General features: G+C 68.1%; 22 protein-coding genes. 3 read left to right on the top strand and 19 right to left on the bottom strand.

The window, feature by feature from the left end; all coding sequences use genetic code 11:
- The 15 genes from FMQ63_RS34355 to FMQ63_RS38260 all read right to left on the bottom strand — a co-directional run.
- Positions 1 to 279 (bottom strand): hypothetical protein (locus FMQ63_RS34355; protein ID WP_141276937.1); only part of this gene is annotated, 279 nt, incomplete at its 3' end.
- Positions 276 to 1,178: an IPT/TIG domain-containing protein gene (locus FMQ63_RS34350; RefSeq protein WP_011551957.1), complete on the bottom strand. Its 903-nt coding sequence runs from the start codon at positions 1,176 to 1,178 to the stop codon at positions 276 to 278. The genes FMQ63_RS34355 and FMQ63_RS34350, both read right to left, overlap by 4 nt.
- Positions 1,178 to 1,783 (bottom strand): hypothetical protein, encoded by a 606-nt coding sequence (locus tag FMQ63_RS34345; protein WP_011551958.1) that lies wholly within the window; start codon positions 1,781 to 1,783, stop codon positions 1,178 to 1,180. Before FMQ63_RS34345 ends, FMQ63_RS34350 begins: the two co-directional genes overlap by 1 nt.
- 7 nt (positions 1,784 to 1,790) lie before the next feature.
- Complete coding sequence (locus FMQ63_RS34340; RefSeq protein WP_011551959.1) at positions 1,791 to 2,432, bottom strand: hypothetical protein; 642 nt, start codon at positions 2,430 to 2,432, stop codon at positions 1,791 to 1,793.
- On the bottom strand, positions 2,429 to 2,722 hold the full coding sequence (locus tag FMQ63_RS34335; protein ID WP_011551960.1) for a hypothetical protein: 294 nt from the start codon (positions 2,720 to 2,722) through the stop codon (positions 2,429 to 2,431). The genes FMQ63_RS34340 and FMQ63_RS34335 overlap by 4 nt, the downstream gene beginning before the upstream one ends.
- Positions 2,719 to 3,243: a hypothetical protein gene (locus tag FMQ63_RS34330; RefSeq protein WP_011551961.1), complete on the bottom strand. Its 525-nt coding sequence runs from the start codon at positions 3,241 to 3,243 to the stop codon at positions 2,719 to 2,721. The genes FMQ63_RS34335 and FMQ63_RS34330 overlap by 4 nt, the downstream gene beginning before the upstream one ends.
- Complete coding sequence (locus FMQ63_RS34325) at positions 3,243 to 3,881, bottom strand: hypothetical protein (RefSeq protein WP_011551962.1); 639 nt, start codon at positions 3,879 to 3,881, stop codon at positions 3,243 to 3,245. Before FMQ63_RS34325 ends, FMQ63_RS34330 begins: the two co-directional genes overlap by 1 nt.
- A gap of 1 nt (position 3,882) precedes the next feature.
- Entirely contained in the window at positions 3,883 to 4,260 is a 378-nt protein-coding gene (locus FMQ63_RS34320; protein WP_020479213.1) for a hypothetical protein, read from the bottom strand.
- 88 nt (positions 4,261 to 4,348) lie between these two features.
- On the bottom strand, positions 4,349 to 5,209 hold the full coding sequence (locus tag FMQ63_RS34315) for a phage major capsid protein (protein ID WP_011551964.1): 861 nt from the start codon (positions 5,207 to 5,209) through the stop codon (positions 4,349 to 4,351).
- A 44-nt stretch (positions 5,210 to 5,253) separates the two neighbouring features.
- Positions 5,254 to 5,919, bottom strand: coding sequence for a hypothetical protein (locus FMQ63_RS34310; RefSeq protein ID WP_011551965.1), 666 nt, complete (start codon positions 5,917 to 5,919; stop codon positions 5,254 to 5,256).
- Positions 5,916 to 7,268 carry an XkdF-like putative serine protease domain-containing protein gene (locus FMQ63_RS34305; protein ID WP_020479212.1) on the bottom strand — a complete coding sequence of 451 codons (1,353 nt, stop codon included), beginning with the start codon at positions 7,266 to 7,268 and terminating at the stop codon, positions 5,916 to 5,918. The genes FMQ63_RS34310 and FMQ63_RS34305 overlap by 4 nt, the downstream gene beginning before the upstream one ends.
- Before the next feature lie 232 nt (positions 7,269 to 7,500).
- Positions 7,501 to 8,580, bottom strand: a complete 1,080-nt coding sequence (locus FMQ63_RS34295; RefSeq protein WP_011551968.1) for a head morphogenesis protein — start codon at positions 8,578 to 8,580, stop codon at positions 7,501 to 7,503.
- Positions 8,561 to 8,842 carry a hypothetical protein gene (locus FMQ63_RS34290; RefSeq protein WP_011551969.1) on the bottom strand — a complete coding sequence of 94 codons (282 nt, stop codon included), beginning with the start codon at positions 8,840 to 8,842 and terminating at the stop codon, positions 8,561 to 8,563. Before FMQ63_RS34290 ends, FMQ63_RS34295 begins: the two co-directional genes overlap by 20 nt.
- Positions 8,839 to 10,638: a phage portal protein gene (locus FMQ63_RS34285; RefSeq protein ID WP_225909850.1), complete on the bottom strand. Its 1,800-nt coding sequence runs from the start codon at positions 10,636 to 10,638 to the stop codon at positions 8,839 to 8,841. The genes FMQ63_RS34290 and FMQ63_RS34285 overlap by 4 nt, the downstream gene beginning before the upstream one ends.
- The gene (locus FMQ63_RS38260) at positions 10,635 to 10,835 is read right to left on the bottom strand and encodes a hypothetical protein (RefSeq protein WP_225909851.1); all 201 of its coding nucleotides are present in this window, start codon (positions 10,833 to 10,835) and stop codon (positions 10,635 to 10,637) included. The genes FMQ63_RS34285 and FMQ63_RS38260 overlap by 4 nt, the downstream gene beginning before the upstream one ends.
- 373 nt (positions 10,836 to 11,208) lie before the next feature.
- On the opposite strand from FMQ63_RS38260, the gene FMQ63_RS34280 reads away from it, so the two are divergent.
- Positions 11,209 to 11,403 carry a hypothetical protein gene (locus tag FMQ63_RS34280; RefSeq protein WP_225909852.1) on the top strand — a complete coding sequence of 65 codons (195 nt, stop codon included), beginning with the start codon at positions 11,209 to 11,211 and terminating at the stop codon, positions 11,401 to 11,403.
- A gap of 121 nt (positions 11,404 to 11,524) precedes the next feature.
- A complete protein-coding gene (locus FMQ63_RS34275) occupies positions 11,525 to 12,439 on the top strand; it encodes a hypothetical protein (RefSeq protein ID WP_020479210.1) in 915 nt (304 codons plus the stop codon).
- A gap of 18 nt (positions 12,440 to 12,457) precedes the next feature.
- On the opposite strand, the gene FMQ63_RS34270 is transcribed toward FMQ63_RS34275, so the two are convergent.
- From FMQ63_RS34270 to FMQ63_RS34250, 4 genes are all read right to left on the bottom strand, one after another.
- Positions 12,458 to 13,387 (bottom strand): hypothetical protein, encoded by a 930-nt coding sequence (locus FMQ63_RS34270; RefSeq protein ID WP_141276935.1) that lies wholly within the window; start codon positions 13,385 to 13,387, stop codon positions 12,458 to 12,460.
- 116 nt (positions 13,388 to 13,503) lie between these two features.
- A complete protein-coding gene (locus FMQ63_RS34265; protein WP_141276933.1) occupies positions 13,504 to 14,349 on the bottom strand; it encodes a hypothetical protein in 846 nt (281 codons plus the stop codon).
- A 99-nt stretch (positions 14,350 to 14,448) separates the two neighbouring features.
- Positions 14,449 to 14,907: a terminase gene (locus FMQ63_RS38255; RefSeq protein ID WP_338390667.1), complete on the bottom strand. Its 459-nt coding sequence runs from the start codon at positions 14,905 to 14,907 to the stop codon at positions 14,449 to 14,451.
- 987 nt (positions 14,908 to 15,894) lie between these two features.
- Positions 15,895 to 16,707: a BRO family protein gene (locus FMQ63_RS34250; RefSeq protein ID WP_011551974.1), complete on the bottom strand. Its 813-nt coding sequence runs from the start codon at positions 16,705 to 16,707 to the stop codon at positions 15,895 to 15,897.
- Positions 16,708 to 16,849: 142 nt separating this feature from the next.
- Here FMQ63_RS34250 and FMQ63_RS34245 point away from each other — a divergent pair, with 142 nt between their 5' ends.
- The gene (locus FMQ63_RS34245) at positions 16,850 to 17,464 is read left to right on the top strand and encodes a tyrosine-type recombinase/integrase (RefSeq protein ID WP_026114349.1); all 615 of its coding nucleotides are present in this window, start codon (positions 16,850 to 16,852) and stop codon (positions 17,462 to 17,464) included.
- Positions 17,465 to 18,219: the final 755 nt, after the last annotated feature.

The following is an 18,219-nucleotide window of genomic DNA, read 5'->3' as shown; positions in this document are numbered from 1 at the left end:
GAGGAGGGATGGAGAGGACGGCGGGGTGGAGGGGGCTTGCCGCTTCAGCGCGAGCTCGCCCCGGCGAATGGCAGCCGCCACAGCGGGCACAGAGAGCGCGGCCTCGTGGACGTCCTCCCGCGACACGCCCGTGGCCAGGGTGAGGGAGGAGGGCAGGCGCCGGCCGCCACGGCCAGGCTGCACGCCGCAGGCACACGCGCCGCGCGCCACGCAGTACGACTCATGGGGCAGGAGGAAGGTGACGAGCCTGCCCAGGGCATTGGTGAGGGTGACGCTCATGAGGTGCCTCCGGAGAGAGAGTCCGTTTCGAGGTGAGTGCCGGCGACGGCCTTGCCGATGTCGAGGGGCAGGCCCTCGTCCACGTCGAAGCCGCGCACGAGAAGCCCCCAGGTGAAGGCGCGCACGTCGTCGCGGCTGCCGAGCTGCGTGCGTACCTCGCCGTCCGCATCCATCTCCCAGCGCACGGTGCCGCGCGAGGCGTCCTCGGCGTCCCGGGCCATGGACAGCCAACGATTGCGGTTGAGGAAGGTGGCCACGGCGGCCATGAGGTTGAAGAGCTCGGCGGTGCGCTCGGAGGCCACCGTGAGGGTGAAGGCCAAATCCACCGTGTACGTGGGGCGCCTGCGCACCAGCTCCGAGCCGGAGGGGCCCTGCACGACGTCCTCGTGCAAGACGTTGGTGGAGTAGCGACGACTCTCGCGCAGCGTGGGGCCTGACAGCACCACGGAGGGCAGCGAGGCCATGGCGATGACGTTGAGGCCGTCTGCCACCGTATCGTCGTAGTCGACGGAGACGCTGGCGCTGACGTTGGCCACCACCTGCCGCTTCAACTCGCGCAGCAGGGTGCGCACGAGGCGGGTGAGGTCCGCTTCCTTCGCGACGCGCGGGCGCAGGTAGCGGTACGCGCCCGGAAGGAGAGCGGCCTCTCCTGGAATGGGACGCCCGTCCGCGGAGAGGTTGAGCAGCTCCACGTCGACGAGGGCCACCGCGTGTGGCGGCGTCCGGACGTCGACATGCGAGGTGCCCGACTGCTGGCGCACGGAGAGCACCTCCGCACGCAGTCCGCCCAGGCTCACGGCCACCCGCGCGGCGAAGCCCGTGCCGGCGAGCCGGAGAATGTCTCCGCCGCTGGTGGGCCCCGAGGAGGGCGTCACGGAGGTGAGAGTGGGGATGGCCATTACCCCGGCCCTCCGAGGCCCAGCTCCTTCGCGACGCGCGCGAGGAAGCGGCGGCTGGCGCCCTGGCGAAACCGCGCGAAGGCCGGCCGCAGGAAGGGCCGCGCGGGCGTCTGCGTCACAATGACGCCGCGCCCGCCGCCGCCATTGCGCGACTGGCCGGCCAGGCCGGCCTGGCGCAGCAGCGCGAAGAGGAAGCGCCGCATCTTCGGCGTCATCGGAATGACGACGGGCGGCCCCCCGTACTCCTGGAGCTGCGCCACGTCGACGAGTGCCTCACCGTCGGGGCCTTTCGCCGTGCGGGACACGCCGATGAAGGCCTCGTCGCCTTCCACGACGACGGAGATGGAGTTGCGCAGCGCGCCGGAGACGAGGAGGGCCTTCGTCCCGCTGAAGCCCGCGAGCTGGCGCGCCGCCAGCGTGAGGGGCGAAGGCGGGCGAAGGGGCTCGCCACCAGGCGCCTGCTGCGTGAGGCCCTGCACCACCTCCTTGCGCAGGGCGTGCGCCTCCTGACGCAGGGCCGCCTGCATCGCCCCCTCAAGGCGTGACGAGCCCGCCTCTAGCAGTTGGCGGGCCCGGGCCCAGTCTCCGGTGCGTGAGACGGCCATGGGGGCCTCAGCCCTTCTTCGCCCGCAGGTGGGGGACGTGCGAGTTGAGCCACTCGAGGGCCACGTGGGTGGCCTCACTCACCACCGCGCCGTGGCGGACGGACACCGAGGTGAGCGCCAGGGTGTGCGCGGCGACTTCCACGTCCTCCGGCTGGCAGCCGTAGTGCTTGAGTCCCTCGGCCATGGGCCGCACGGCGGGCAGGGTGCCGTAGCGCCAGTAGTGCAGCTCCAGGTTGCAGGTGTAGGCCTCGGCCTCGTAGCGGGCGCGCGCGGCGGAGCTGGTGAGGTAGGCCAGCTCGTAGCTGGGGCCCTCCTCGTCATGCTGGACGACGTGCTGGTGCTCGTGGACGCACACCACCACCTGGGCCCACAAGTCCCAGCCCCCCTTCGGCACGCCCACCTCGAAGGGCACGTAGAGGGTGCGGCCCACGGTGGTGGCGTACTTCTCCAGGAAGCGCTGCCTGTCGAGGATGCCCATGCGCTGCAGCGCCTCGGCCGCCAGTTGCATTTCGAGGGAGTCGGCCTTGTTGGCCGTCTTGGTGCGCAGGCGCTCCTGCATGTACTTCCAGAAGGCCCACACCTCCGCGGGCTGGATGTCGCGCTGGAAGAGGCCGCCTACGCCGGGAAGGGACTGGAGGTAGCCCTTCACAGGACACCGCCTTCCTCGGTGCCGGCGTCCACGGTGCCGGCGTCCACGGTGGTGGGCAGGCAGGTGTGACCGGCGACGCCCTCCTCATTGACGTAGGCGCAGGTGAAGGCGGCGCCGCTGTGCTCGCTGACAGCGTCGCAGTCGGCCAGAGGCTGCCAGTTGCCGTCGCCGTTGCAGATTTGCGCGACGTTGCCAGCGCACCGGGTGGACACCGGCGCGCACCCGTCCGGCGCGCGGCAGCGGGTGAGGAGGGCAGCAGCGAGAAGTGGGGTGAGTAGGAGTGCTTTCATGCGAGTCCTCGGGCCTGGGGCCTGTCGTTGAAGGTGACGAGAAGGAGGTTTCGGCTGGGCCTCCGGCGGTGGAGTCCGAAGCCCGTGGGGCGCGCCTCCGTGACGTACAGCCCGGGGGGCGTCCTCACGGCCTGCACGAGGGCGCCCGCGACGTCGTAGAGGGCCCCCAGCCTGTCGCTGGGGCGGATGAGGGCGTCGCCCGTGGCCGCGTCGACGAGGCCAAGGCGCTCCAAGTCGCGGAAGTGGAAGACGAGTTCGAAGCTCGTCCGGGGGCTGTTGCCGGAAGGAGTCATGCGCAAAGACTCAAAGGCATCCGGCTCCACCTGGCAGGGGACACGCACCGGCGGAAATTCGCGTCGGAAGGCTTCGGCCAGGCCGTCGTCGTCCGCGTCCACCAGCACCGGCTCGTGGAAGTCCGCGTCGTACCCGCTGGCATGGGGGCCCGGGCCGGGGCCCGCCATGGCGGCGGTGTCCAAACGGTGCAGCTCCGCGAGGAAGGGGAAGATGAGCCTGCCCCTCATCAGGCCGCTCCGGGCAAGGAGGGCTTCACGTAGGGGGCGAGGAGGGTGTCCACCTCCGGCTCTCCGGTGAGAGGCCGCACCGCGGGGCGGACAGTGTCGAGGCGGTAGCTCTGCTCGCGCGTCCTCTCCTCCACCACGCGCCAGCGCGTGCGCTCCTCCAGGGAGGCTTCGTCCGCCAGCGGCGAGAGGCTGCGCAGGACAAGGAGCATGCAGGCGCGGCGGACGGCGGCCGGCGTGCGCCCCTCGGGCGTTCCGTCCGCCTCGGTGTAGCCCCAGCGCGCGCCCACCGTGACGTTACCCTCGCCGCGCGGGAAGACACGGCCATGCCGGAAGGTGAGGCGGGGCCCGTCGAAGCCAGGGCCCACCGGAGCACCCACCACCACCAGGTGCTCCTTGGAGAAGGACACGTCCGCCCCGTACAGCGCCAGGCGGTAGAGGCGAATGGGTGGCACCGGCAGCCAGAGGGACGGGGTGCCGCGCCCGTCGAGGTGCAACGTCGCCGAGCGCGGCTCGAAGTACCACCCCGTCACTTTGTCGATGGTGCGCGTGGCCTCATCGAGGAGGACGGCCAGGCGGGTGTCGCCCGCCATGGCCGGTGTGACGCCCTCGGCGCGCATGTCGGCCACCGTGGCGTACACGTCAGTCCTTCTCCCGCTTGCCGCGGCGCGAGTCCTTCTCCTCGCTGGCCTTCGGCAAGTCCTCCGTCGTCAGTGTGCCGACAGGCCGCGCCGCACTCAGCTTCAGCTCGTCGCTGGCGCTGCGCTTCACGCGGGCCTCGTCGGCCTCGGCCGCGTCGAGGGCCTTCGCCTCGGCCTCCGAGGACACGTCGAAGGCGAGCGGCGAGTAGGTGTCACCGGGCAGTTGGTGCACGGTGCGCAGGTAGTCCGCCACCGGCTTCTCCACCCGGTACCAGCCGCGCTCCTCTTGAAACTTGATGCCGGCATACGTGTAGCGCCGCAGCACGTGGCCCCGGCGCGCGTCGTATGCCTTGAGTCGGACGAGATAGGTGTTGTCCATGGAGGGCCTCACAGCTGCACGTTGATGGCCTTGGCCGTGCCCGGCTCCTCCGCGAACTTCGCGTCGAAGCGCAGCGTGGCCACCACCTTCAGCGTGCCCTCGGAGATGTCGCGCGCCGACTCGAGCCGAATCTGCCGCCAGATGCCGACGTGGATATTCTTGGGGTTGCACAGGAGGATGGCCGTGCGGTCATTCGTCGCGCCGAGGTTCTCCGGCCAGAGAGGAATCGGCCGCAGCGGGACGCCCGAGTAGAGGACAGGCGCGTCGCCCTCGAGGAACTTGTCGCCGACAGCCGTGGCCCTCTCCGCCAGCGTGCTGCGGTAGTCCAGGTCCGCGTCGACGCTGGTAAGAGGAACCCCATGCTGCTCTTGTCGCGCAGGTGCTCCGAGGGCAGCGACTTGAGCAAGTCTCCAAGGACGTCCTTGGAGATGGGGGCGCCGGCCGCGTCCACGACGTTGCTGGTGGCCTGCTTGAGCACGCCATCCATCGTGGCGAGGAAAGGGTCGGCGGAGGCCGTGTCCCCGTTGACGAGGATTTCCTCCATGTCGCGGCTGATGGCGTCCGCCATCATCTCCATGAGCGTCTGGCGCAGCTCGCCGCGCTCGATGGAGTCCTCCAGCACCTCGTCGGAGAGGCGCACCTCGCCCTTGAAGAGCTTGGCGTCCAGCTCCACCTGGGAGAGGTCCGGCTTCACGCGCTGGGCGGCGGGGACGGCGGTGGCCTCCTGGCCGGGGCGGAGGATGCGGCTGCCGAACTTCAGTTTGCTGAACTGCTGCTTGGGCGCCGCCATGGGGACGACGGTGCACTGCTGCAGCAAGACGCTTTGCTTGATGAGGAGGCGCATGAACTTCTGGGCCTGGGCGGGCTGGAGGATGCCGCCGCCGGCCGTGAGGTCGGCGAGGGCCAGGTCCGCCTTGGCCAAGAGGGTGCTGTTGTCGAGACGACTCATGGGGATTCCTTGGGCGTTGAGGCTTCCTGGCGGCGGGTGGGACGTCAGACGTCGTGGAAGGAGAGGGCCTTGTCGACGCTCTCCCGGTTGAGCGGTTTGTTGAGGTCGAGCGGCCAGCCAACGTCCTCGACGGTGGGCTTGGGCGGGCGCTCCGCGGGGGCGCTGCTGTTGGGCAGGCCGAACTGCTTCTCGACGCGGCCCAGGCGCTGGTGCTGCTCCTTCACGGAGCCCTCCAGCGCGCGAACGGCGTCGGTGAGCTTGGTGAGGCTCTCCTGAAGGCCCGAGGCGTCGGCGCCTGGCGTGGGCGCGGGCGGAGCCGGCTGGGCGGGAGGGGGCTCGGAGCTGGCAGTCTTCTCTCGCGCCTCGACGTCCTCTTCGTCTTCGTCCTCGTCCTCCAACGCGTCGGCCAGCGCGCGCAGGTGCTGGGCCACCTCAACCACGCGCACGCCGTCGATGCCGTCCGTGGAAGCCAATGCCTCGACGAGGGCCGTCACTGCTTCAAGGGCCTTCTGGGCAGCGGCGAGGAGCGCGTCCTCGGCCTTGGAGGTGTCCTCGGCCTGCGCGGAGTCCTGGGGAGCGTCGTGCATGTCGTCTCTCTTCACGAGGAGGAAGCGGTGCTTGTTGGCGGCCCTGTCCACGAGGGACACCTCCTCCACCACCATGTCGACGAGGCGGTGGACGGACGCGGGGCCTTGGGTTGTGCTCGTCATGCGGCCTCCGGCTGGGAGTCAGCGGCAGGTGTGTCGGAAGGGGGCGGCTCGGTGGTCGGCGAGGCCTCGGGGAGGCGGCGAGCGGTGCCGCCAATGCTGAAGCCCGTCAGCTGGCCGTCCTTCACCCGGCCCCAGAGCTCGTCGGAGAGGACGCGCACGGCGAGAAGCCAGGTGCCCTTGCGCACCGGCACTTCGCCCAGGTTGAAGTCGACGGGGGCCAGGTAGCTCTCCAGCACCTTCACGTGCCCGTTGACGCGCATCTGGTGCATGAGGCCCAGGCCGCCGAATTCCGCCATGAAGCGGTGCGCGGCCTGGCGAATCTCCGCGGCGGAGTAGACGTCGCCCTGCGCGTCCACCGTCTCCGGCTCCAGGACGATGCCCAGGACGTACCTCTCGTCGTCAGGCTCGACGCCCTTGAGGAGCGGCATCGTCGCGAGGAAGGAGGCGGTGTCGGGCGACTCCTCCGGCTGCCAGTCGTCCACGGCGAAGTCGCTGCCGCCCTCCAGTGCCTTCGCGGCGGGCTGGTAGTTGGAGACGAGCAGCTGCGTCAGCACGGAGGAGCCGCCCACGCCGCGCATGGCGGCGATGGTGCGAGGCGTCCGGATGCGCTTCACGAGGAATCCGGAGCCCTTCAGCATCCCAGGCAACTTCCCCCGGATGCCATACGTCATGAGCCAGCGGCCCTTCAGTGACTTGAGGACGCCATAGAAGCGCTCCTCGTCGAAGTCGCCCTCGCCGACGTCGACGTTGTAGCCGGGGTAGGGAGGGTCCAGGAAGAAGACGGTGTCCTTCCCGTCGTACTTGCGGACCACCTTCTCGTAGTCGCCGCTGTACACCTTCACGCGCTTGAGGCGCGGAGCGAACTGCTCAATGCGAGCGAGCGTCTTCGCCTCGACGCCCATGCCGTTGGGGCTGAAGCTGCGACCGCGCAGCTTCCCGTAGGAGAAGTGCGTCAGGTAGAGGAATCGGTGCAGGCGCTCCACGTCGCCCTTCGGCTTCGCGTCGAAGAGGCTCTTGAACGTCTTCTCGTCGCCCACCCACGGCAGCTTCTTCAGCTTGGCCATGCCCGCGGGCGTCAGCTTCTGGATGAGCCGGTAGGCGTCGGCGATTGCGGTGTCGGCGTCGTTGATGGCTTCGACGTCCGAGGCAGCCTTCTCGAAGAGGACGGCGGCGCTGCCGGCGAAGGGCTCCACATACGTCTTGTGCGCGGGCAGCATGGCCACCAGGCGCTTCGCCAGGCGCTTCTTGCCTGCGGGGCTGCCCCAGATGGTTTTCTCCACCGGCTCGCCCTGGAGGGACTTCAGGACGTGGCGGGCCCGAGCGAGGGCCTTGGCGAGGGTGTCACCCATCGCAGAGGCCCTCCGGGTCGAAGCCCCACGTCAGCTCCCCGGAGGTGGGGAGATTGAGGTCGCGGGGCCAGACGACGGGCGTCGCCTCGGCCTTGGCCATGGAGGTCGACTCCTGCGTCGTCTTGTTTCCCTCCGGCGTCGGAGGTGAGGTGGGGGTCGGTGTCGAGGTGGCCTGCATGGCGTTTCGTCTCCGAAAGAGACAAAGGCCTGCGGCGCGAAATCGGGGACATCACTAAGTGACGGCGAGCGTCGTCGTGCGGCAGAGGCCGTGGAATGGAGGGAAGCCCACGCCCGCGTCCGCGAGCTGCCTGTCCGAAGCGAGCGCGCGGAACTCGCCGACGTCGTCGCGTGTGCTGGCGGCGGAGCGGAGCACCTCGGCCAGGCGCGTTTCCTGGCCACCTCGGTTGACGTAGAGGAGGGCACGCCCGGTGTCCGCGTCGAGGCGCTCCCTCACCCAGGGCAGCTCCTGCTTCACGTCCTCCGGCCGCTCGAGCGACTCGACGCGCTCGAAGCGCTGGAGGGCATCGGCCACTGCGAATGTCCGCCCATGGAGGAATCGGCACACCTGGGTGGTGGCCTCGTCGAGGACGGCTTCAATGCGGTAGCGGCGGATGCCGGCCTCGGCGTAGCTGCTCACCTGGGCGAAGGAGCGCCCCTGGCCGATGAAGTGGCTTGCCACCACCTCCCAGTAGAAGGGGGCCCGCTCGATGAGGGCGCCGCGCGCGGCCCTCTCCAAGGACTCGGCGATGTCGCTTCTTCCGAGGCCGGCCTCCAGTCCCTCGGCCACGAGACGCCGGACCTCCTCGCCGAAGGCGTCCAGCCGGCGCCCGTACTCGTCCCGGACGAAGTTTCCCTGGGTGCGGACGATGTGCTGGGCCACGCGCCTGTCGACGGCGTTGAAGCGGGCGGCGAGGGCGAGGCCCTGCTCGCGCCGGGCGTGGCTGCGGGTGGACGCCACCACCTCCTCGGCCGCGTCGCCGAGGGGCGCCTGGATGCGGGCGGGAATGACGGCTGTCTGCCGGCCGGCCGCCTCCAGGGCCTGGGCGACGAGGCGCCTGCGTTGGGCTGCTGTCGTCGTCCTCCAGTCCACGTCGAGGACAGCCACTGCCTCTCGCATGGCGTCCACGTCCGCGCGCCCGACGGCGCGACGGAGGCGCGCGGCAAGCAGGGCTACAGCGCGGTCCATGCCCGCGGCGGTGCCAACGTCCAGGGCCTTGGCCACCGGCAGCCGCAGGACGTCCCCCAGCAGGGCATCCGCCACCGCCCGCGCCTCGTGCATGAGGAGGAGGCTGTCAGCGGGGGCCGTGCACACGGGGCACCTCCTGCGTCGCCAGATCCACGGGACTGCGGCGCCTGGCGCGCACTTCGACTCCTGCCTGAGTGGGGGAGAAGACGACGTCGTGGCTGGCCGCGCACCTGTCACACAGCGCGAAGACAAGGAGGCCGTTGCGCCACAGCGTCGTCGTCTCCTCCAGGGGACCGCGCCTTCGGCACATGCGGCACTCTAGGACACCTCGCTCGGCATCGGCCTGGGCCTGGAGCACCCACGCGCGCTGGAGCTGCTCGGGCGTCATGACTCCCTCGCCGAGAACCAGGTGTCGAACTCCTCGCGGGGGACGGGGACGTGCTCGGTGTCCATGTACCTGCGGGCCAGCGCCAGGCGCCCTTGGGCCAGGCGCTCCTCCTCGGCCCGAAGCTCTTCACGCAGGCCCACGAGTCGCTTGGCCTCGCTCAGCAGCGAGTCCTTGTCCTTCCGGGGCTTCAAATCTTCGACTCCGGTTTGGATGCCCGCCAAAGTGAGTGTGAGGGGGCGTCGGACCCAGTCGTCCCCAATCTTCCGGAACTCCCGGTGGAAGATGTCGCCGGCCAACTGGCGGCCCTCCTCGGGTGTCAGCACACCCACGCGCACCAGACGCTCCACCATCTCCGTCATGCGCTCCGGGTCTCTGGTGGCCGTCGTCTGGCTGCGGAAGCGCCAGAAGCGCACGCCCATGTCGGCGAGCACCTTCCGATTCAGCAAGAAGTCGAACTCGTCGCGCTCGGGCTGGAACACCTGGTCCTCGGCGAACCGCAGCTGCGCCTCCGCCACCGAGCGGTTGAAGTCCCGACCGTCGCCGCGCAGCAGTGGCGGCAGGCGGAAGGCGCTGCCCACCTTGTCGATGTTGCGCGCGTCATAGGCCTGGAAGAGGGCGTCCTGCTGCTGGGCGTCCGTCAGGGGGCGCAGCTCAATCTTCGCGCGGCCTCCGTCGCCGGTGCCGGTGCCGTCGGCCTCGAGGATGAGAATCTTGTGGAAGTTGGCCTTGCCCTTGATGTTCTCCTCGATGAAGCGCTCGATGCGCGGCACCGAAGCGTCGGAGAGCCTTCCTCCGGAGACGAGCAGCGCCAGGGGAGGGACGGACTTGTTGTTGAAGTAGAGGTAGTTGACCTCCTCCATCTGCCGGGAGCCGAGGACGGACAGCAGAGTGCCCACCCAGCGAGGAATGCCGTAGGGGGAGCGCGGCGAGTGGATGGCGAAGTGGATGAGTTCCGTGGCGGGGCCGTCCGAGGAGTCCGCGGCCTTGAGGGCGGCGACGTCCTGGAATGCGCGGCCGGTGAGGCGGGAGATGACGCGCGAGTCCCCGAAGGACTTGAAGTACACCCGCTCGTTGCCCTGCACCTGGATGTAGCGGCGCAGGCGCCGACGGGTTGTGACGGTGTCGAAGCTGACGGCGGAGATGCGCACGCGCTCGCGCACCTCGACGGCCTCCTTGTCCAAAGGGAGGAGGCGCACGGTGTAGGAGGGGACGTAGACGAAGCGGGCGATGTCGCCCTTGCCGTCGCGCAGCACCTCCCAGTACGCGTTGCCCGTTACCTCCAAGTCGTGGCGGGTGCGGCGGCGCAGCTCGACGAAGCTGGAGTCGAAGCAGCAGAAATCAAAGAAGGACTCCAGGCGAGCCTTCTCCACCCGGGCCTGCTGACGCACTTCCTCCGCGTGTGCGGCGACTTCCTCGTCCGTGGGGCGTAGGGGAGTCCCTGAAGGCAGCGTGCCGGCGTCACGCGCGGCCAGGCGCTCCAGGGCCATGGCGTCGGCCACCTTCTCCTGCGCCCCGTCGGCGTCGAAGTCGATGGCGGGCTCGAAGCGGTAGCCGAAGCCGTCGATGTTCGTCGCATAGGCATCGACATTCTGGCGAAGGGAGTTGGAGTGCTCGACGAGGAGGCAGAGGGCCTCCGGCTCATACGGGGGCTGGAGGGCGCCGGCCTCACTGAAGGCTACGGACTCCTCACCACCCGGGCGGCTGGCGGGCTCGTCGACGCGCGCCCCTACCACCACCGCCTTGAGGATGTCCTGGAGGCGCTCCTCTGCCAGGTGGACTTCCGCAGGCACCGTCACGGGCGGTCCTCCACGTAGGCAAGGAGGCCCGTAGGAGTGTGAGAGACGGCGCGCACGCGCTGGCCGCGAGCCGCCAGCTCGGCGTGGACTGCCTCCAGCAATCCGTCGTGGGCGGAGGCCTCGACTGTGAACTCCGGCCCCGGGTGTGGCGCGCCCGAGGCAGAGGAGAGGACGAAGACTTTGACGACGCGCTGCACACGGGCCTCCCGCACCAAGTGGAGGCAAGGCGCGCGGTGGGAGGGGCGCCCTCGACGTGCGGGAGCGTTGGGGGCCGCGCGCCTTACCTCCAGCGAGGACAAAGGCCTCGGGCCCAATTTCGGGGACATCCGGCGCGCGCTTTTTCGCTCAGGACCTGCGCCTCAATGAGTTGCCTTCGTCGGAGGACAGAGCGCTATTGGCGACACCAGCGGCTGGAGCCCGCGCGAGCCGATGCGCATGCGTGCGGGCGCATTCGTTGCCAGAACCCACAGAGAAGACTGGGAGGGATAGTCGATGAATCCAGGTCAGGAGTGTTTGGCGCGGGAAGAGGACACGCGCGGAGCCGCGCCATTCGCTGACACGACGACCGGCGTGACGACATGCCCATGCCGGTGTGCGGAGCGGGAGGACGAGGCACACCACCCGAATGGCTACCTCGTAACGGCCGAGGAGTACCCCGAACACCCCGCTGCCCAGGCCGGCTACGAGGGATGGGTGTTCTGCGTCCACTGCGGAGCGTGGCGCGCCGACGACGATGATGCGCCCGACGCGGACTGGGTACCCTGACGCGCGCTGCGCCCGCTCGATGAGCGGAGCGCACGACCCCTGCTCCTCATGGCAGGAGCAGGTCGGTCGCGCCGTCCATGGTGAACACGCTGGAGCCCCTCTTCAGCGTGGAGGAGACGCCATGGACACCACCTACCGTGTCGCGAGGCTGCCCGCGCGCCTGCGTGCCTTCGCGCTACCGGACACGAGCACGCCACCCGAAGGCTACGTCGAGGCGGGTGACTACCTCGTGCTCGAGGAGAAGGCCCGATACCCCACGCCCGACACCGACTACTCCCGGCTGGTGGTGCCGCAGTTGGGTGTGCTCGGCATGTGGGTTTGCACGCGCTGGCGCACCCAGCGCTACGCGACGCTCGCCTCCCGGGAGCGCGCGCCTGCCATGGCCCGGCTGTCGTTCGACGACGAGCGGCTGGCCGTCCCGGAGGAGCGGCTCACCACGCTCCTGGGGGCGTTCCTCGACTACAGGTATGACGGGAGCCGGGCGTACTACCCGTGGGCGCTGCCGGGCGTTCGTGTCCAGCTCGCGCCGCCTCGGCTGAACAACTGCTGCACCTTCGTCGAGGCCCTGCTGGTGAAGGCCTTCTCCGAGGTGCATGGCGCGGCCTTCTCGTGGGACGCGCGTCGCCACCGGCAGATGATGATTGCCTCCACCCAGGACTACTTCTCCCCTGTGACGGCTGCCGTCGAGTCCGGCATGGCCCTGCCGGCGCCGTCGGCGGACGTGCCTCCCCACCCCTGGACACTCATCCAGGGGTGGCGCAGCCAGTGGGGCTCGGGGCACACCTTCCTTGCCGTGGACCACCACCCGGAGACGGACAAGGTGCTGGTGCTGGAGTCCAACGCTGCCTTCGGGCTCGACGGCGTCGGTTACCGTGGCCTCGGCAACCTGCGGGACGTCGGACTCCAGCCGCCTGCGCAGTGGTGGACGCGGAGCGAGGTGTGGACGTGGCGCCGCATCTGCTCGACGTACCCCTTCCGGCGGCAGGCCTGGCTGAAGGTTACCGACCCCGAAGTTGAAGGCGCTGTTCCTCAATGAGCTCGCCCCTGGGGGGCCCTAAGTGGCGGTCTGGAGCCTCTCGTGCAGTCTCTTCAAGACGTCATCCCACGGTGACAGCCACGCCACGATGTGGTCCTCGAAGCGGGGACCTCCCTCTTTCATTATGCCAAGGACTGTCTCTCCATCCTCATGCACGATGAAAACAGGCCCCCCGCTGAATCCACCGAGGAGCGGTCGCTCGTTTTCAGGCACGGAAGTCAAGAGCTTCGCCCACCGCGCTGCAACAGGCGTCAACCCTGTGGGCAGCATCGGGCTTAAGTCTCCGAACTCCAAACGAACCTCAACCTGAGGAGCACGAGAGCTTAAGCCGTCCCAGGTCGAATCAGGCATTCGTTGTATGAAGGCGGGCGCCCTTAGGAATCCAAGACGCTCCATTCGAGGGGTCGTGTCGACGACGTGGGTGAGGTTTGGGAATCCAGCAATGAAGCAAGGGAGACGAGTTTGAATCTCGCTTGGCCGTGCTCGGATATTTTGTAGAGCCCGAAAATCCTCTTCAATGTTTACGTCCGGGAAGTCGCATTCACCGTTGGCTACGAGGGCTGCCGGAGCAGCAAACGCCACGGCGTCGAGGCGCGGGTCTTCCCAGAGGATATCGGCTTCGGTCAGAGGGAACCCTATTGGTTGACTCTCTGATTGGAGATCCGCATCGCGTGAAAAGACCATCAATCGCACGCTACGGGGCGTGAATGGCCACACCGCTGCTGGCGCGTCGTCGCGTTCGATGCGGACCACGTGTCTCGCCGTCAGTACGAGGGATTTGTTGCCTACCTTTACGAAAAAGGCAGTTCCTTTGCCCTCCGCCTTCCCTTCCTCCGTCAACAGCGCGACGAGGCCCACTCGCCGAATCGACCGCGCGAAGGGAGCCTCCATTAGTGCTTGGTACTCATCGGGCGGTACTTCCCTCGGTCCTCTTTTGTGCTGGTCCATGCATCAACCATAGCTCCCGCTGTGAGTGGGTGGAAGTGTGTGATGTCGTAGTGAGTGGAGTTTCTGCTCTTGGTGGTTCGTCATGGGTCGGCGAGAGAGGTTGGCTTGAAATCTGTTTAGATTGTCGGGAATAGTTGGTCGATGCTGGCGGCTAATGACGGCTGGTCTTCTCTGAGCATCCTTAGCCAGTGTTGTAGTTGAGTCCCTCGTGCATAGCTCTTTCCATTGTCGGATGCGTGCTCTATGCCGATGAGTTGCATCTTGTCGGGGCTCCAAATGCCTTCGTGAGGTATCAGGTTGGCCAACCAAATACCTCCCCCGCTCATGCCCTTGGGGTGGATCATTTTGACGGGCTGTGACTTGCGGAGTGCGTCGTCATTGTAGTCGATGTATATGTCGACTGTCGGGTTGGTTGTTTTGTTCGTAGGCCACTTGGCTGGTGCCAGTGTTTCGGTCTGGTATCCCACCGGTTGGACTTGAAGGAGCTTTTGGTCAAAGAGCTCCTGAGGTACTTGTGCCGTCGGATACCCAACGAAGAAGACCCAGTCGTCAGGCGCATGGTTGATGCCGACGGAAAGCCGCTCAAGAGGGACAAACTCCTTTTTGAGATCGGCAACTGCACTTGGAGCGACTTCAAGCCAAGCAACATCGTATGGGTCGTCGTCGCCTCCTCCTCTACTTCCGCGACCAATGAGCGGGGTCCAGTGTTTTGGCGCCCGTTGGTTGCCACCTGGAACTAAGAACAACTGATTGAGGGTGCATCCGTTTATGACGTGTGCGGCAGTGGCGATAAAGAATCGATTGTCTATCGTGATGCAAGTGCCCGAGCCGAGGCCATTCGGAGGGGTATCTGCGCCGGGATCCCAATCAATAATTGCGACCGCCCGCTTTTCGAAATGGCGGATGTTGGCTTCCGTGCTTTGCTCGAAGACCATTTTCGCTTCATGCTTGGATAGTTTCATGGGCGCCTTCAAGAGGTGGCATTGGGTAGAGGCATTGCAGCCTTATGCTGGTAGTGTACCGCTTGGGCGAATGCGAGGATACTCAATAGTGTAGCTTCATTACCCAATCACCCTCACTCCAATCTCCGTGCCACCCCGGCGCTCGGGTCCTCGCTCGCGCTGGCATGCCAGGGCGACGGCCCAGAACTTGTCCGCGTGCCCGCGGTTGGTGCGCTCGGCGTCGAAGGACACCTTCCCGGAAGGGAGCACGCGCCGCTTGATGGAGTGAATCTGCCCGACAAGCTCACGCTGGCGCGGCAGGGTGACGTCGCGGCGCTGGAGGAGAATCTTGAAGTCAGTCGCCCAGCGCTCCTTGGCCTCGTTGGTGAAGTTCTCCTCCACGACCTGGGGGAAGTCGCGGGCGAGGTTTTCAGCGAGATTCATGCCGATGCCGCTCCTGTCCACGCTGAGGCGCGCCACGGGAAGGACGGAGAGGATGCGGCGCAGGTGAGCCTCCTGCTCCGCGAAGGGCACGCCCTCGAAGCTCTTCAGCAGGCGGCACGTGAAGCGGCCCTCCACCTCTTCGAAGACGGCCAGCTCGGAGCGGTCTCGCGTGCGGCCCACGTCGAAGCCCGCCACCAGGCGGCCCTGGGGCACGGGCACGTCGGACGCATCCTGGGCCAAGGACAGCTCGTCCGTGGTGCACGGGAGGATGAGCTCGTAGGGGAGGAAGCTGTAGGACTCGTCGACGTAAAAGGCATTCGAACTCCTGCTGGAAGTCCTCCAGGGGCAGGGAGTCGAACTGCTCGGTGAGGACGGGGCGCCCGAATCGAGCGACGCGCTCCTCGGTGGACATGAGGGGCGCCTCCACTGCGGCGCGCCTCACGTTCAGGCTGAAGAAGCGGCATAGCCACCAGGGCACCAACTGGCGGGTGTGGTGCGGGTACTTCCGCAGCTCCTGCGTGTCTATCTCCCAGAAGATGCCGCGCCGGCCGAGCGGGGTGCTGCCCCCTGTGAGTTGTCCATGCGAGCGCAGGATGAGGGCGGTGCTGCCTGTATAGACTTCGCGGTCGTTGACCAGGTGCGCGAGCTCGTCGAGGTAGACATCGCCGCGCTTGCCGCGCGGAGGCTTGGCGGGAACGGAGATGATGCGCGAGAGGCGCCGGCCTCGTGAGTTCGACTCGAAGGCCAGCTCCGTCTTGGCATCCGTCACGAGCTTCTTCTGGTAGGCGAGCGGCAGCTCCTCGTACACCTGCCGGGCGATGAGCACCTTCTCGACGGCGTCCGAGAGGTTGTACGAGACGAAGACGGCCGTGTGGCCGTCGCGCAGGTGGCAGCGGGCGAGGGCCTCGAGGGCGAAGAGGAAGGAGAAGCCCACCTGGCGGCTCTTCGCGACCCAGCGGAAGCGGGAGCGGTTGCCGAGGAAGGACTGCTGATACGGCTCCAGCACCACGGGCTCGTTGTCGTACTGGCACAGGCCGGAAATGAATCCGGACTCGGTGGCCAGCCACTGGGTGAGGTCATCCTCGGTGCGCTTGACGATGCCGAGCGTCACGGTGTCCTCCTTCAGCCGAGGCCGACGGAAATGGCCGAGGAACGAGCGGCATCCTCCAGGACGCCGAGCACCTCGGGTCGCCAGAGGAGCTGGTAGGCGGCATGGCCGTTGCGGCTGAAGGGGACGGCCTCGGCGTACTCCCGGCCCGCGTCCGTCAGCTCCCACTCCTCCCGCTCGTTGCGCCCCTGGAGGCCGCAGGCTGCCAGGCGGAGGTTCATCTTCCGGGCGGACAGCCCCAGCTTCTGGCCGAGCTGCGTGGCGTTGAGCCGCGCGGGTGGCTCGGCGGCGGCCGGCAGCCCCTTCCGGTGAGGCTCCATCGTCAGTCCCGTGTCCCGGTGGATGGCATCGAGCGCGCAGGCCGCTGCCAGCTCCGGCTTGAGGCCTGGAACGAAGGAAGCGAGCGTCCTGGCCACTTCCAGGTGGGCCAGCACCTGGACTTGGAGCGGCGAGGGGCGCGGCTGTGGTGACGGAGCGCCTGGCGCCGTGTAGCTGCCCGTCTTACGGATGGAGGGCAACACCGTGTGTGTCACCCAGCGGCGGAACCTCTCTACCTTCTCGGCCTTCTCGTGGCTGTGGGGCTTGGCCGCGAAGATGGCGCGGTACAGCCCCGGCTCACTGATGATGGACATCTCCCGAGTCCCTGCGTCCGTACGCACGTCGTGCGTACGGACCTCGTCCGTTGCGAGCACGCGTGTCAGGTCGCTGGCCATGCGGTATTCGAGGGATTCTGCGATGTCTTTGGCGACGAACCAATGCTCGCCGTGCGCGTCGGTGACGACGCGGACGTGGTGCGACTCGAAGTCGAATGCGACAGGCTGATTCACAGGGACTCCTTCCTGGAGAGGTTGGGGAAGGCCAGGGCCGCTTGCGGCCCCGGCGGAGATTCAATGAGCAGCGTGGTTAATGACTTGTCTTGTCGGGGCGACAGAGCGCGTATGGCCGCGTCCTCTTCACGAAGGAGCCGCCATGTCTGCCTATGCTGCTGTCGCCCGAGCCCCGCGCACCCTCACGGAGAAGGAGGTGGCGCTGCTGCTGCGCGCCACGGGGCTGCACAAGGATGGATTCAGGGACCACTGCCTCTACAGCCTCGCACTGGCCTCGGGCCTGCGTGAGCACGAGCTGGTGGCCCTCAACATCGGCGACGTCTTCGACGAGCGCGGGCGCGCACGCCGGCACGTGACGCTGACCGTCTTCAAGGGCAGCCGCCGGCACCCGGGCCCCCAGGAGGTTGTCCTCTCGGACACGGTGCGCGCGAAGCTGGAGAAGCTGCTGCGCCTGAAGCGCGCGCAGGGGCATGACGTGAGCCCCCAGGCGCCGCTCTTCCTGAGCCGCAAGGGCCTGCGCCTGTCCACGCGGCAGGTGCGCCACGGCTTCGCGGTGTGGCAGGTGCGCGCGGGCCTGGAGCGGCACCTGAACTTCCACGCCGTGCGCCACACCGCATGCACCGGGGTGTACCGAAGGACGAAGGACATCCGCCTCACCCAGAAGTTCGCGAGGCAGCGAAGCGTCGACTCCACCGCCATCTACACGCACTCCTCGGAGGACGAGCTGGTGCGCGTGACGAACGACTTGCCCTGCTGATGGGGCACGCCGCCTCCGCGCTGAGCGCCCGCGAGAGCCCCTGGTTGGGCCGGGGTGCCGCGCGGAGGCGGTGAGGGGCAGGCGTGCGCAAGGCTCGCGCGGGCCGCCCCAAGCGCAGCCGGCGAAAGTGAACGCCTCGCGCCGTTCACTTACCGGGTGCAAATGAACGGGCGCGGGGTGTTCACTTTTTCGGAGGTGACTCTCTCGAAAAGGGCCCCAGATACACGCCCCCGCAAGGCCGGCCCCACGAAAAATCGCACCACCCCCCACCCTGGCGTCAGGGGTAGGCGGGGTAGGCGTGCTGGCGTCATCGGTAGGCATGGTTGCGCCCGGCCGGGGCAGGCGGTGAAGGTGACTGGGGAGGAGCTGGGCCGCGCGATGGGCAGCAGGCGGCCCCAACCAGCGGAAAGCGGCAATGGGCCTCGGCGCTTCGGCGCCTCACGAGGCCTCGTAAGCGCGCGAAACAGCGTGGGGGCAGTGACGCCGAATGGCCGCCTTTACGCATTTTCGGCCATTCGGCTCGGCCCTGGTAACGGCACGCGCGCCCAGGTGCGCGCGGGGCGGAGTGTGGAGGCGCGGAGGGCTTGGCTCGGAGTCGTGGGGCTCACGAGGAGGACAAAGGCCTGCGGCCCGAAGCGCTGGGGGACACGCGCGCACGAAAGGGGCGCCACGCGGCGACAGGCGCGGCGCGCGGGGCTGCCCGGGGGCGCGCGCCAGGTGGCCACGTGGCGGCCAGCGGGGCTTCGGTGGGGAGG

The sequence above is a fragment of the Myxococcus sp. CA005 genome, assembly GCF_006518205.1.
GTDB classification, from domain to species: domain Bacteria; phylum Myxococcota; class Myxococcia; order Myxococcales; family Myxococcaceae; genus Myxococcus; species Myxococcus xanthus.
The sequence above is the reverse complement of the archived record's forward strand: the minus strand, read 5'-3'. Positions and strand labels throughout refer to the sequence as shown.